This is a genomic window from Planococcus sp. A6 (assembly GCF_028823615.1).
Taxonomy (GTDB): domain Bacteria; phylum Bacillota; class Bacilli; order Bacillales_A; family Planococcaceae; genus Planococcus.
This window is the reverse complement of sequence record NZ_JAPEHT010000095.1, coordinates 1-12,873: the sequence shown is the minus strand read 5'-3', so window position 1 is coordinate 12,873 and position 12,873 is coordinate 1. Positions and strand designations below refer to the sequence as shown.

The window sequence follows — 12,873 nt, the reverse complement described above, 5'->3', positions numbered from 1 at the left end:
TATAATTGTTGGTTTTGTAATTTCATCTTTTTTTAAAAATCAGTTTACATATCATGAGGTTATCGGAAGTTGTAGTCCTCTGTACAGGCATTTAAAAGAAAGAGAGGTTGCTTGAAACAGCAACCTCTCTTTTGAGTGTAAAACGCAGACTTGTCATTGAGAGTTGATTTGGAGTTAAACCAATTCCCTAAAAATCAGATCCGAGGAAATCGGCTTTATTCCCATTTCTCTGGACCAGACAGATAGTTGGCCGATGTGATGGATTTCATGCGCTGAAATATGTCTCAACACTTTCCCATATGATATTGACTTGATGGAACCGTCTTTTCTTTCCAATTCCAAAACCTTTTCCGTCCCGTCCATCGGAAGGGATTGCAAAAAATGAAGCGTTTCCGATTGGGTATGTGCAGCAAATGCCGTCACCTCTTGTAACGTGGTGACGGCATTCAGATCATTGACCTGGACGGGAGTACCTTGCAATTGGTTAATCCAAATTTGCTCACAATCAACCACGTGATACAAATTATGCAGGATGCTGCCCATCCCACCGACTCTTTTCCTCGTTAGTTGTTCATTTAACAGAGAGCCACACCACTCGAACCATTCTTCTCTGATTTGCCAATTGTATAAAAACATTTCGATCATTTGAATGACTCCTCACTTATTTAACTTCTCATGTTAATCCGTCTAGCACAGTTAGATGATTTGAAACTCTCTTAAGGCATATTCGATTCCACCATCAGCTGCAGTCTTGGTGACAAAATCCGCTGCAGCCTTCAATCGATCGCTGCCATTCCCCATGGCAATGCCTAACCCTACGACTTCTAGCATGTCGATGTCATTGTTGCCATCACCAAAGGCGATGGCTTCCGATGGATCGAGTCCGAAATTATCCAAGACACTTTCAATCGCTGCAGACTTTGAGACTTCCCGGTCGAGCACATTCACGATATAGGGATGCCAACGATGGAAGGTGAGATGAGGGAATTGCTGGATGTACTTATCGGTCATCTCTTCATCCGCAAATAAACAAAGCAAGAACACTTCCTTTTCGTGAATCAAAGGATTAACCATGGGATACTCGTGCAGCGACAAAGTTTCTTTCAGTGCCGCTAATATTCGGGGATCTCGTACATCCGTCATGGTTAATTCTTCGGTATAAAACGATAGCGCATGCTTTTCAGTTTGTGCGAACGCCATTACTTCCTGCAGGATAACAGAATCCAGCGGCACTTTATGTATAACTTCTTTCCCGTGTGTAACATATCCACCATTGGAGGTGACGAACAGCTCAATGCCTAGGTCGCGAATTTCATCGCACATGGACAATGGCCTGCCCGTGGCAGCCACTAGTTTGATTCCCTTTCGCTTCAACTCGGAGATGGCAACTTTTGTACTCTTGGAGATAGAGTTCTCGTGATAGTCCTTGAGCGTGCCATCAATATCAAAAAAGACAATTTTATAAGTCATAGGGATCTCCTTAATCGTATAAAGTAGTTGCGTTTTTTTAGAAAGCACAAAGAGGACATTTCATAATTTTTCCATTAATTTAATTTTATAACTTTGAATTAACTTTCACAATAGTCTCAAGAGAGCTTAACTGAATTTTTCTATAGTATGATTAGTTAACATATGACCCCTTATCGGAAGAAGCTTAAAAGTGAGCTTCTTCTTTTTTTATTCTGCAAAGTGTATGTTTGAGAATAGTTTTTTAAACCAATTAGCAAGGGATGATTTATAATAGAGCCCAAAGCAAGTGGAGGGAAAGGATAAGTTTTATGGAAAATAAATTTTCAATTGGCGAAATGGCGAAACTTCATAATACAACCATTAAGACGCTTCATCACTATCATAAGATTGACCTATTGAACCCCGTTCATACGGACCCGAGCAATGGATACCGCTATTATTCAACGGATCAATTTGAACAGCTGAATACCATCAATTATTTGAAAGACTTAGGTTTTTCATTAGTTGAGATTAAGAAGCACTTAGAACATAGAGATATCGATGGCTTTCTGCTTTTGTTAGAAGAACAAAAGCAATTTACCGAACAAAAAATAAAGGATCTTGAACGTATCACCCAAAGATTTCAAAATCGAATTTCGGATATCAAGTTGGCGAGAGAACACAAAGAGCTGATGACTCCATTTACCAAGAACCTAGAAAAGAGACGAATTATTCGTCTTGCTGAAAAAATCAGTTCAGAACCAGACTTAGAAATCAGTTTGCGGCAGCTGGAAAACCAAGCAAAATTAAGTTCTTCGCTTTTTATCGGGGGTGTGGGGCTTACGGTAAGTATGCACGATATGGTTAATCATAAATTTCATGAATTCGGGGGTGTGGGGCTTACGGTAAGTATGCACGATATGGTTAATCATAAATTTCATGAATACAACTCTATCTTTATTTTGGATGAAGATAACAGTGTCAATGTTCCTTTAGCTGATAGTTTACCGGAAGGCGCATACGCTTGTATTTACTATAATGGTAAACACAGCGAATCCCATCAGCCCTACTCGAAGTTGCTAAATTACATTCACGAAAACAATTTTGAAATCATGGGAGACTCCTTGGAAAGAACCATCATCAATCAGTATATCTCCTCTCGGGAAGAAGATTATCTGACGGAAATTCAAATACCTATAAACAGTTGACCCTCCTCTTACAGGAGGGTCTATATTTTTAGTTAGAAAGCTAATTTAAAGGAGAAGAGATTATGTTTGGAACAGTGTTTAACGCAGGAATGATTCTGGCAGGCTGTCTGATCGGAAGTATATTGAAAAAGGGATTAAAGGACGAGTACCATCAAATTCTCATGCAGGCTATGGGCCTTGTGGCACTTGGGTTAGGAATTGATGCGCTCGTTCAACATTTGCCAGATAGCAAATATCCTGTGCTTTTTATCGTGAGTTTAGCTGCGGGAGGCGTGATTGGGCAAAGATTTGGATTGGAGTCGAGATTCAACAGGTTGGTCAATAAATACTCAACAGGAAATTTAGCTGAAGGACTGGCTACGGCTATCTTATTATTCTGTATTGGAACCTTATCGATTCTAGGCCCTATCAACGCAGCTTTGAATGGAGACTATACGTACCTCCTCGCAAACGGTATGTTGGACGGCATCACCTCCATTGTTCTAGCATCCACGTTTGGATTTGGAATTGCCATTTCGGGAGTTATTTTATTTGCCTGGCAAGGCTCCATTTACGGAATGGCTACTTTGATTGGGAATTCTCTCAATACAGATCTTCTGAACGAAATTACGATTATCGGGGGCATGCTGATTATGGCATCGGGCTTTAGTATCTTAGGAATCAAGAAATTCAACACGTTAAACCTGCTTCCGTCTTTGTTGGTTCCAGTAATTGTGTTTGGATTTATTCATCTATTTCATTTGTGAGTAGTAGGTTTTCCGAGGGACTTTAATGGTGGATAGTTGGTTTACATATTGCTCGATTATCGGAAGTAAAGGAGCTCAATGGAGAGCTTCTTTTTTTATGGAAAAGTATAACATCACTGAAAATTACCGACTGAATTTCCCTTTCAGCTATTGCGTATTTTCGAATTGAAACTTATAGTAAAATTGATTTATTAATTTTTTGAAATATATAACAATTATAAAAATATAATTGCAGCTTTCATTAATAATTCAAGCTGATATGTAAAATTTGGAAAATCTATTGTGATTCATTGAAACTCAATTATTTTGACAGCTTGAATGTGCACCTAGAGAAGATGCCTGAATTTCTTGATGCAAAACTGAAACAAAGCTCTGGCTACTATTATTTGGGGAGAGTGAGCACGCTATGAAAGCAGTTCGTGGTGTATTGGAGTTTTTAGAGGGAAATGGCGTTAAGTATATTTTTGGAATACCAGCGGGTTCGGTCAATGCATTCTATGATCAATTATTGGATTTTCCTGACATCACACCCATAGTCACCAAGCACGAAGGGGCTGCTTCATATATGGCGGCTGCCTACGCAAAATATTCCCAGCAGTTAAGTGTATGCATCGGCAGCAGTGGCCCTGGAGGCACCAATTTATTGACGGGAGCGGCTAATGCGATGCGCGAGCATTTGCCGATCCTGTTTCTCACCGGGGCTGTGCCGGTCAGTACGATGGGGCTCAATGCTTCTCAAGAACTCGATGCTCAAGCACTTTTTCAACCTATAACCAAGTATAGCGTGACGGTTTTGGATTCAGCCGATTTATTGAGCGAGGTTGCCAAAGCGATACAGATTGCGCTGTCCGGCGTCCCGGGCCCGGTCCATGTGGCGATGCCGATCGATGTGCAAATGGGGAAGGTGGAACAAGTTCCGATTCCGAAGCTGAAAATTGAGCGGCACGCCTCAATCTCAGCTGAGCTAGTGAAGCAAGTAGCCGATCAATTGATGCAGAAAAAAACAGGATTTATCTTTGCGGGGCAAGGCGTGCGCAATTCGGTGGCTCAAGTAATAGAACTGGCCGAATTGCTCGATTGGCCCATCGTCGCGACACCAGTTGCGAAGGGGCTATTCCGGGAAGACCATCCGCTTTTTTCAGGCGTATTCGGTTTTGCCGGGAATGAGCATACCTCGTTGCTGGTGAACGAAGGCAATGCCGAGACCTTATTGGTGCTCGGATCCAGCTTAGGTGAGACAGCGACGAGCAATTACAACGCTAATCTGGCGAAAGATCGCTTTGTGATTCAGGTAGACTTTGACGAGACAGTTTTCAACCGAAAGTATCCTGTGGATATTCCAGTACATGGGGACATGTCTGATAGTGTATCCAAAATTGTTGAGGAACTCAGAGACCGAGGACTTAGCAAGCCAGAGACCGTGAAGCTAGTCGAGCGCGATCCGGAAATCGATACACCCGAGGATTACAATACCAAAAATGTCTTGCTGAAACTGCAGGAATTATTGCCGTCTTCGACACGCTACACCATTGATATCGGGGAATTTATGGCTTATGTGATTCACCACATGGAAGTGTTGGAGGAAGATACTTTTGACATCAATGTCCATTTTGGTGCGATGGGAAGCGGGTTAAGCGCAGCGATTGGCTCGAAACTTGCTGAACCTGATCGGCCGGTCGTGGCACTGACGGGTGATGGATGTTTCTTTATGCATGGCATGGAGATCTTAACGGCTAAAGAATATAACTTGCCTGTTTTGTTCGTCGTTATGAATAATGCGCGCTTAGGGATGGTCTACCAAGGGCATACCTTGCAGTATAAGCGCTCGCATCCGTCTTTCGAACAAGAGCCAGTCAATATTGCGGCAATAGCTGAAGCAATGAATATCCCAAATTTCCGCGTAGACGATTTAGACGATTTATCTCAAAATATGATGGACGTATTAACCGGCTTGAACGGCCCTGCCATTTTAGAAGTGGCGTTAGTCGATAACAATATTCCGCCGATGGGGGACAGAGTGAAGTTTCTTTCATCCTTTGGAAAATAGTTTCTTGAGTGCAGCTCATTTTTCCCATCATTGAAAATCAATAACAGCTATTTAGAGAAGGTACTGATTCTGAGTACCTTCTTTTTTATTGCTTACAGATGCTGCTGAATAGTTCAAAGAACAGAAGTGGTGAACTTTTCCCTATGGTTCCAGGAAAATGTAAGGTACAATTCAATTAACAATTTTTTCTATATTTTTAACTGGATTGAATATTCGTTTTTTAAATTTATGCAAAAAGTGAGGAGAATCACAGTGATCTTACATACAGAAGAAGTGGGAGCGGGAGAGCCTATTGTTTTCTTGCACACAGGTCTGCAGACGGGTTTGACTGACTTTGAATACCAAAGAGAATTTTTCAAAGATTCATTTCAAGTGATTCTGCCAGATTTACGGGGACATGGCAAATCCATCAATAATGATTTAGCCAATTTTTTTGAGGACGCTGCAAGGGATCTGTTTGATACATTAGAGAAAAAAGAAATGGACTCTGTACATATTGTTGGTGCTTCATTGGGAGCGTTGGTGGGTTTATTTTTTTCCAAGAGATTTCCCGTAAAAGTCAAAAGCTTAACACTATCCGGTATAACTCCAGGAAAGCCAGAGAATTGGAGCCAGATGCACAAGGAAGATGTAGAAGTTCAAACTCAACTCCTTCAAAATGACGAAGCCGTTAGTTACTTCGATCAATTGCACGCAGCCGACTGGAAGCAGTTTCTTTATATGGCACGGAACGACGAGTGGTATCCATTCGAAGAAACAAAAGGTTTAGCTGGAATCCATTCACCCATCTTGCTTGTTGCAGGCGAAGGGAATTCGAATGAGACAACAGGGGCGCTGTCTTACCGTGCCATGCATCATAATGTTCATGTTGCTATTATTCCTTTTGCCTCTCACTTGGTTCATATTGAACAACCAAAACTATATAGCGAAGTATTGAACTTGTTTCTTAAGGACATTTCGTAAAGTCAGATGGAATGAATGACTTGCACGGGAGAGGGATAGAAGTTATGACAAAAATCGTGAGCAAGGATAATCAAGAAAACGTCTATTTATTTATCTTGCTTTTTGTTCTATCAGTTACTACGCTTCGAAAAATCAAAAGGCTCGAGCAAAAAAGAAAAGAAGTGACATCAGCTTTGGTGGAGCCCTATGATCCCAATATTTTATGAGAATGAAAATCTTTGGCGTTGAATAATCTATCTGGCGGAATCACATCGCATTAAAAATTACCCGTACGAGAACTTGAATATTAGTGCTGAGGGTGAAGATATAATGAATAGGTGGAAAGCGGAAGAAGTGGTTTTTGAGACGATGCATGAAGCGGATGTATGGGCTGATTCCATAGCTAATGAAATGTACGGTAGGCTTTATGACGGTTATAGTACCCTCGACTATAAAATAGCTTGTGCGTTGGCTTTTAGATTAGCGGCTATTGAGAACTGCAGGGTTTATACCGAGGACGAAGGAGATAGCTATAAGGTGCATGCGATATTTGATTCTCCAGATTCATAAATCTACTAAACAGATCTCTCAATAGGGATGGAAGACTAAAAAATCGAGAGGGTAAGGGAGGAATTCTTTGAAAAGTATCAAAACGATAATTCTTGGCATTTGTATCGTGTTCACCTTAGCTGCTTGCGATCAGGCCATTTGGTACGATACGCGGAAAGAGGCAATTGAAAAGGGTCTGCAAGAGGAAGGCATCAGTGCATCGTCCCCTATGTCCGTTGAAGAATACGATGACGAAACAATCGTGTTGTATGCACAGGATAATTCTCTAGGTGTAGCAAGTATCACAGAAAGTGAAAAGGGTTATAGTTGGTACCGAGGTGCTCCCTACCACGGATTTGAAGTCACGGGCGACTTGCCATATACGACAGGGAGTTTCACGTTTGCAACAGAAGCTGGAGTAGAAGTTTCTGTGCTATACGGAGAAATTTTTGATCCCACAATGCAAGTTAATGAGGTAGCAAGCCGTGAAGGATTGGATGAAGTGACGCTGCTTGGTGAGTCCGATCTCTTTTACACTTTTCTCGAATAAGCTTTGGCAGACAAATATTTAAGGAGGGCGTTGATGATACCTGTTTTGAAAGTACTAAGCATCATTCTCTTGTTTTCGCCTGCCGTACTGATCTACACGGAAACAACGAGTATACTAGTTGCCGTAATTCCATTCGTTCTAGGCGCCTTGCTTTACACTTATGTTCAAAGCAAAAAACGTACCCAGCATCGTCCAAGTTAATCAGCAGGAATCATTAAACCAACTTATCTTAAGTTGGTTTTTTATTTGTGAAGAGAATTTTCTAAGTAACTAGCAGGATTTAGAGCGATGGCGTGGCAAAGATCCAATCGCGGGAGAGCTTTTATGTTTTATTAACTTTATGTAACTTTTGCTAAATAACGTTGACGCTAAAGACTACCTTCTGTAAGGTTGGATAAGGAAGAAGAAAAAACTGTAAATTATAATAATTGAGTCTCAATAATTTACAGGAGAAAACTAGCAATACATAAAAAAATGGCTTTTATTAAAAAGGAGGACGACAGTAAGATGAATAACAGCTTCTGGAACAAATCAGTAAAGGCGCTATTATCAGTGGGCTTAGTCGCAAGCTTTGGGGTGCCGGCTACGCAATCGGCGGTGCAGGCAGCTGCGCCGGCAAATGACTTGTTTATTTCTGAATACATTGAAGGCAGCAGCTTCAATAAAGCAATCGAAATTTACAACGGGACAGGTGCTTCTGTTGAACTAAGCCCCTATTCACTCTCGCTGTATACAAATGGAAGCACGTCCTCACAAAGCGAAATGGCGCTTTCCGGAACTGTAGCAAGCGGTGATACGATAGTTATTTATCACAGTGGCGCAGATTCAGCGATTCAAAGCAAAGGAGATCTGCAAAATAACAGTGTGGTCAATTTCAACGGCGACGACGCATTGGTATTGGAAAAATCCGGTGCCCCGATCGACTCGGTTGGCCAAGTAGGCACGCGCATTGAAAACATGAAAGACGTCACGCTGGTCCGCAATTCTGATATCCAGTCTGGCGATAGCGTAGTGAATGATGCATTCGACCCTTCGTCTGAGTGGACGGTGTATCCGACAGATACATTCGAGTTTTTGGGAAGTCACACGATAGACGGATCTAGTGAAACACCAGTTCCTACACCAACTCTTGATGGCTATTATGAGACTACGAATGGTTTGCAAGGCGAGTCATTGAAAGCGGAACTCCATGAAATCATTGATGACCACACACAGCTCAGTTATTCACAAGTATGGGATGCATTGAAAATAACGGATGAAGACCCGAATAATTCAAATAACGTGCTGTTATTGTATACGGGTGAGTCGCGTTCGAAATCCTTGAACGGCGGAAATGTCGGCGACTGGAACCGCGAGCATACGTGGGCGAAGTCTCATGGAAGCTTTGGGACAGCGATGGGAGCGGGGACGGATATCCACCATTTGCGTCCAACCGATGTGCAAGTGAATGGGCTGCGTGGCAATTTGGACTTTAACTACGGCGGCAGTACGGTAAGCGGCTGTGACGGCTGCTTGCGCACATCTACTTCGTGGGAGCCGCCGAATGAAGTCAAAGGCGACGTCGCCCGCATGCTATTCTATATGGCGGTCCGTTATGAATCAGGTGACGGCGTGGACTTGGAACTGAATGACCTGGTGAATAATGGTTCGATGCCTTACCACGGCAAGATTTCCGTGTTGCTCGACTGGCATGAGCAAGATCCTGTCAGCGCTTGGGAACAGCAGCGCAACGAGAAGATTGAAGATATTCAAGGCAACCGCAATCCGTTCGTCGACCATCCGGAATGGGCGGAATCGATCTGGTAGGTAGTTGTTGACTGGGTATTTGATAAGCAAAACGCGAAAATGGCGTGTGATATGACTAACTATGCTAGCCAGGATATTTGTAGATAGTTCAATATTTACTTCCAAAGGGGAAAAGCGGTGCTAAGCCACGCTTTTCTCCTTTGCCTGTCTACGTGTCCAATAGATTGAATCATTTTAGTTATACTAAGTTGAGGGAGAAGGGGTGGTGAATATGCTTACTACACGGGGAGCTAAAATTTTAGATGGGACCCCTAATTACTTGGTGATGGAAGAGATAGGGGAAATCGAGTCTGCAAAACACTTTGAAGAAGTTTTAAATGAATTGAAGAAACACGTTGTAGAAAAAGATATTCAATCAGTTTCGATCATACTTAACGAACAGCAAGCTGAATATATACCGTATAGAGAGTTGCTTGAAAAATTCAGTTTTCAAATACAAGATACTCAATTTTTCTATAGACGACAACTGTCTGCTTTAGAAGATATGGAGATAAAAGCGCCGCTTTCGGTTAAATCATTGGAAGAAATCAAGGAGGATGTATTTTTGAAAACATGGATGGACGCCAGCGCTGGTTCGCTCAATGCTTCCGCTCCTTTCACCTCGCTTTCTGCGCAAAAAGAGTTTGAAGGGATGCAATCGGAACTTGGCGCGGGTTATCAAAAAAGCTGCCTCGTCATTTTTTATGGAGACCAAGCGATAGGCGTGACTATGCCCCAAATCGAAAAGGGAACTGTCGATGAAGGGAGATTGTTTTATTTCGGACTCATACCTGCTTTTCGAGGCATGGGATGGGGCGCATACCTTCATAAGTTATCCCTGCAGCTCCTTAAACAAATGGGTGCCGAGTATTACATTGGCGCAACCGGCCAACACAATATCCCGATGCAGCGAATATTTGAAGCGAATGCTTGTGAGCTGATTGAGAAAAAGTTTATTTATCGATTGAAGGATGGCGTTAAGTGAATAAGCTCATCGGTCATGAGCCTGAAGTGAGGGAGAGGAAGAGTCAATATGCTACTGAATACGGAACGATTAGTCATTAGGCCATTTCAAGCACAGGACATACAGGACGTTTTTGCAATTTACAGTGACAAAGAGGTTTGTCAGTATTTATTGCATAAGGAATGGCATGTCGGGAATATGGAAGAAAAATTCAATAAAAAGCTAATAAACCGTTCACTTACACCAAACACCATGATCAGTTTAGCGGTTGTTCTGGGTGAACAGGTCATTGGCGAGTTGTCGGCTTGGTATACGGATATGAAAAACACTGTAGAAATTGGATATAGTTTTTCTTCTGCGTCTGGCGGAAAGGGCTATGCGACAGAAGCGGTGGAAAGCTTGATGGCCCACTTATTTAATGACTATCATGTGCACCGAATCCAAGCGACGCTTGATGCCAGAAATACCGCTTCCCAAAAGTTATGCGAACGTATAGGGATGAGAAAAGAAGCGCATTTTATACAAGATTATTGGAATAAAAATGAATGGACGGACAGCATCGTTTACGGGATGTTGGATCACGAATTGAACAAAATATAAGGCTGGCCATATGAAAGATTATCGAAACGATTTACACAAAAATCCTCGCAATTCCTTTTACAAGGACGCGGGGATTTTTGATCTTTGCAGAAAACCAATTATTCTCTCTTGCTTTTAATTTCTAGAAGTACGGGGATGATATTCAATAAAATCGAGATGACCGTCAATACCCACAGCGCAGATGACATGATCGGCACCACGTCCGATAATGCAGACCAGTCTTCTGCACGAACCCAATCAGCGACCATACTGTAATCTGCCGCAAGGGTCAGAGCGGTAAACGACAGTCCCATCGCCATCGCTAATTTATAATTCTTGCCTATTGCATACAGATAAAGATTTACGCAGGTCGCTGCGATTGCGATCAGCCCGAATAAGAACCACATCGTTTTGCCTCCAATTTTACTGGGAATTAGTATTAATAAAGACAAGGCAAGGCCCTCATTAGTTGCCTAAAGACTCTTGGATATTTACGGGAACCTTCAAAAGATTCGCTTTGCAGATTATAAATTTACTGAAAATGCCGATTTTTGAAACTTTATGCAGCTGTGAACGTATTATAAGGCAAAGGAAATGAGTAATAGCCGAAATGAAAGGGGATGGTTTTATGCATTGGATGATGTGGATCTTCTGGGGGTTTTTTGGAGCGTTATTTATTGGCAGTTATGTGGTGGACAAATTGACCAAAAGGAAATACAGCTTAGACAAAAAAGCGAATACTGCAAACCAGGATGCTGCTGCTGCGGATGCGATCCGGCAAGCTGGGCGCAATAACCATGAAGGCGGCATGTTTTAACAAAATGGCTGGCCTTGTTTCTTTAGTCGAGCAGGTGTAATTTCCGGATGAACGGGTACAGTATAGAAAATGTACGACGAGGAGGAATTGCTGTATGGCTAGAAAAGGAACAGCAGGCCGCACACCTGAAAAGCAAGTCGGGGCTCATGAGTCTGCAATCGATAAAGCGATCAATAAAACAAAAGAAGCCTTGGACGGAGATAATGAAGCAACGAATTACAGCGAGGAAAAAGGCAGAGACGAGCAGGAAGATGCGAAAGAGTATTCGAAGCACGTGTCTAAAGAAGACGAACGCGATTTACCGGAACGACAGAAATGAAAAAATGGAGCTTGAGGGGATTCCCTCAAGCTCCATTTTTGTTTAGGACGGGTTGGTCGACCATAATCCAGCGCTTTTAACAAAGACGCGCGGATGAAGTTTCAAGCTGGCGACGATCAAGTCGGCCAAATCTTCCGGATGCATAACTTTTTCAGCATCACCGGTGATCAGGTTGGATTCATGGGCAAGGTCCGTGACAACTGTGCTCGGCGTCAGCGCCGTGACACGGATGTTGTGTTTGCGTACTTCAAGTGCGAGCGATTCGGTCAAGCCCATGACAGCGAATTTGGAAGAGCTATACGCGCTTGTGACCGGTGCGCCTTTTTGTCCGGCAGTGGACGAGATATTGATGATATCGCCTGAACTCTGCTCGATCATGCCAGGAAGTACGGCACGTGTTGCGTTATAGACGCCCATCGAATTGACGTCGACGATATTTTTCCATTCTTCCGGTGACAATTCCAAGAAGCCGCCGAATTTCCCGGTGCCTGCATTGTTGATCAGGATATCGATATCGCCAAGTTCGTTTTTAAGTTTCTCGATCGCTTGTTCAATCGCAGCGAGATCCGTCACGTCGGCAGAAGCAGTTGCCACTTTGACATTCGCATCTTGCAGTTCGACGGATACTTTGTCGAGGTTTTCCTGTTTCAAGCCGATTAAGCCGACATTGACGCCTTCATTGGCAAGGGCGATCGCTGTCGCACGGCCAATGCCGCGTCCTCCGCCCGTGATGATGGCTGTTTTCCCTTTAATTGATTGCATCGTAACACTCCTTAAATTCAGGTACGCTAAAGCCGTCCCGTAATTAAATACTTACTTATTATCTGTGATTTGATTCGGAAATGCATGTGATGCGTCTTGAGTAGAAATGAAAATATTTTAATGTTTGTCTAGCTGACAAGGGACTCTGAAAATCGT

Annotated in this window: 16 protein-coding genes; 12 read left to right on the top strand and 4 right to left on the bottom strand. The window is 42.6% G+C overall.

The genetic code is table 11. The features are described 5' to 3' along the window. Nucleotides 1-174: 174 nt before the first annotated feature. Both ON064_RS13395 and ON064_RS13390 read right to left on the bottom strand, forming a co-directional pair. Nucleotides 175-645 (bottom strand): DinB family protein, encoded by a 471-nt coding sequence (locus ON064_RS13395; protein WP_274625155.1) that lies wholly within the window; start codon nt 643-645, stop codon nt 175-177. Between the two features lie 51 nt (nt 646-696). Beyond that, complete coding sequence (locus ON064_RS13390; RefSeq protein ID WP_216972108.1) at nt 697-1,470, bottom strand: Cof-type HAD-IIB family hydrolase; 774 nt, start codon at nt 1,468-1,470, stop codon at nt 697-699. Between the two features lie 308 nt (nt 1,471-1,778). On the opposite strand from ON064_RS13390, the gene ON064_RS13385 reads away from it, so the two are divergent. The 10 genes from ON064_RS13385 to ON064_RS13340 all read left to right on the top strand — a co-directional run bounded on the left by ON064_RS13385 (nt 1,779) and on the right by ON064_RS13340 (nt 10,840). Continuing rightward, entirely contained in the window at nt 1,779-2,657 is an 879-nt protein-coding gene (locus tag ON064_RS13385; RefSeq protein WP_274625154.1) for a MerR family transcriptional regulator, read from the top strand. 62 nt (nt 2,658-2,719) lie between these two features. Further along, the gene (locus ON064_RS13380) at nt 2,720-3,403 is read left to right on the top strand and encodes a DUF554 domain-containing protein (protein ID WP_274625153.1); all 684 of its coding nucleotides are present in this window, start codon (nt 2,720-2,722) and stop codon (nt 3,401-3,403) included. A 406-nt stretch (nt 3,404-3,809) separates the two neighbouring features. Beyond that, nucleotides 3,810-5,450, top strand: coding sequence for a thiamine pyrophosphate-binding protein (locus ON064_RS13375; RefSeq protein WP_274625152.1), 1,641 nt, complete (start codon nt 3,810-3,812; stop codon nt 5,448-5,450). Between the two features lie 252 nt (nt 5,451-5,702). Further along, a complete protein-coding gene (locus ON064_RS13370; RefSeq protein ID WP_274625151.1) occupies nt 5,703-6,413 on the top strand; it encodes an alpha/beta fold hydrolase in 711 nt (236 codons plus the stop codon). A gap of 44 nt (nt 6,414-6,457) precedes the next feature. Continuing rightward, nucleotides 6,458-6,619, top strand: a complete 162-nt coding sequence (locus ON064_RS13365; RefSeq protein WP_274625150.1) for a hypothetical protein — start codon at nt 6,458-6,460, stop codon at nt 6,617-6,619. A gap of 103 nt (nt 6,620-6,722) precedes the next feature. Then, on the top strand, nt 6,723-6,962 hold the full coding sequence (locus ON064_RS13360) for a hypothetical protein (RefSeq protein WP_274625149.1): 240 nt from the start codon (nt 6,723-6,725) through the stop codon (nt 6,960-6,962). 67 nt (nt 6,963-7,029) lie between these two features. Next, the gene (locus tag ON064_RS13355; RefSeq protein WP_274625148.1) at nt 7,030-7,491 is read left to right on the top strand and encodes a hypothetical protein; all 462 of its coding nucleotides are present in this window, start codon (nt 7,030-7,032) and stop codon (nt 7,489-7,491) included. A gap of 507 nt (nt 7,492-7,998) precedes the next feature. Then, a complete protein-coding gene (locus ON064_RS13350) occupies nt 7,999-9,297 on the top strand; it encodes an endonuclease (RefSeq protein ID WP_274625147.1) in 1,299 nt (432 codons plus the stop codon). 211 nt (nt 9,298-9,508) lie between these two features. Next, the gene (locus tag ON064_RS13345) at nt 9,509-10,261 is read left to right on the top strand and encodes a GNAT family N-acetyltransferase (protein WP_274625146.1); all 753 of its coding nucleotides are present in this window, start codon (nt 9,509-9,511) and stop codon (nt 10,259-10,261) included. Nucleotides 10,262-10,309: 48 nt separating this feature from the next. Next, nucleotides 10,310-10,840: a GNAT family N-acetyltransferase gene (locus ON064_RS13340; RefSeq protein ID WP_274625145.1), complete on the top strand. Its 531-nt coding sequence runs from the start codon at nt 10,310-10,312 to the stop codon at nt 10,838-10,840. Between the two features lie 98 nt (nt 10,841-10,938). On the opposite strand, the gene ON064_RS13335 is transcribed toward ON064_RS13340, so the two are convergent. After that, on the bottom strand, nt 10,939-11,226 hold the full coding sequence (locus tag ON064_RS13335; RefSeq protein ID WP_274625144.1) for a hypothetical protein: 288 nt from the start codon (nt 11,224-11,226) through the stop codon (nt 10,939-10,941). Nucleotides 11,227-11,447: 221 nt separating this feature from the next. Here ON064_RS13335 and ON064_RS13330 point away from each other — a divergent pair, with 221 nt between their 5' ends. Continuing rightward, nucleotides 11,448-11,636, top strand: coding sequence for a hypothetical protein (locus tag ON064_RS13330; protein ID WP_274625143.1), 189 nt, complete (start codon nt 11,448-11,450; stop codon nt 11,634-11,636). 94 nt (nt 11,637-11,730) lie between these two features. Further along, nucleotides 11,731-11,955 carry a hypothetical protein gene (locus tag ON064_RS13325; protein ID WP_274625142.1) on the top strand — a complete coding sequence of 75 codons (225 nt, stop codon included), beginning with the start codon at nt 11,731-11,733 and terminating at the stop codon, nt 11,953-11,955. 42 nt (nt 11,956-11,997) lie between these two features. On the opposite strand, the gene ON064_RS13320 is transcribed toward ON064_RS13325, so the two are convergent. After that, complete coding sequence (locus tag ON064_RS13320) at nt 11,998-12,717, bottom strand: 3-ketoacyl-ACP reductase (protein ID WP_274625141.1); 720 nt, start codon at nt 12,715-12,717, stop codon at nt 11,998-12,000. Nucleotides 12,718-12,873 lie beyond the last annotated feature (156 nt).

Excerpts from the sequence above, each read along its gene's own strand:
- ON064_RS13395 (WP_274625155.1), bottom strand. The coding sequence starts at position 645 with ATGATCGAAATGTTTTTATACAATTGGCAAATCAGAGAAGAATGGTTC.
- ON064_RS13390 (WP_216972108.1), bottom strand. The coding sequence starts at position 1,470 with ATGACTTATAAAATTGTCTTTTTTGATATTGATGGCACGCTCAAGGAC.
- ON064_RS13385 (WP_274625154.1), top strand. The coding sequence starts at position 1,779 with ATGGAAAATAAATTTTCAATTGGCGAAATGGCGAAACTTCATAATACA.
- ON064_RS13380 (WP_274625153.1), top strand. The coding sequence starts at position 2,720 with ATGTTTGGAACAGTGTTTAACGCAGGAATGATTCTGGCAGGCTGTCTG.
- ON064_RS13375 (WP_274625152.1), top strand. The coding sequence starts at position 3,810 with ATGAAAGCAGTTCGTGGTGTATTGGAGTTTTTAGAGGGAAATGGCGTT.
- ON064_RS13365 (WP_274625150.1), top strand. The coding sequence starts at position 6,458 with ATGACAAAAATCGTGAGCAAGGATAATCAAGAAAACGTCTATTTATTT.
- ON064_RS13360 (WP_274625149.1), top strand. The coding sequence starts at position 6,723 with ATGAATAGGTGGAAAGCGGAAGAAGTGGTTTTTGAGACGATGCATGAA.
- ON064_RS13350 (WP_274625147.1), top strand. The coding sequence starts at position 7,999 with ATGAATAACAGCTTCTGGAACAAATCAGTAAAGGCGCTATTATCAGTG.
- ON064_RS13345 (WP_274625146.1), top strand. The coding sequence starts at position 9,509 with ATGCTTACTACACGGGGAGCTAAAATTTTAGATGGGACCCCTAATTAC.
- ON064_RS13340 (WP_274625145.1), top strand. The coding sequence starts at position 10,310 with ATGCTACTGAATACGGAACGATTAGTCATTAGGCCATTTCAAGCACAG.
- ON064_RS13335 (WP_274625144.1), bottom strand. The coding sequence starts at position 11,226 with ATGTGGTTCTTATTCGGGCTGATCGCAATCGCAGCGACCTGCGTAAAT.
- ON064_RS13330 (WP_274625143.1), top strand. The coding sequence starts at position 11,448 with ATGCATTGGATGATGTGGATCTTCTGGGGGTTTTTTGGAGCGTTATTT.
- ON064_RS13325 (WP_274625142.1), top strand. The coding sequence starts at position 11,731 with ATGGCTAGAAAAGGAACAGCAGGCCGCACACCTGAAAAGCAAGTCGGG.
- ON064_RS13320 (WP_274625141.1), bottom strand. The coding sequence starts at position 12,717 with ATGCAATCAATTAAAGGGAAAACAGCCATCATCACGGGCGGAGGACGC.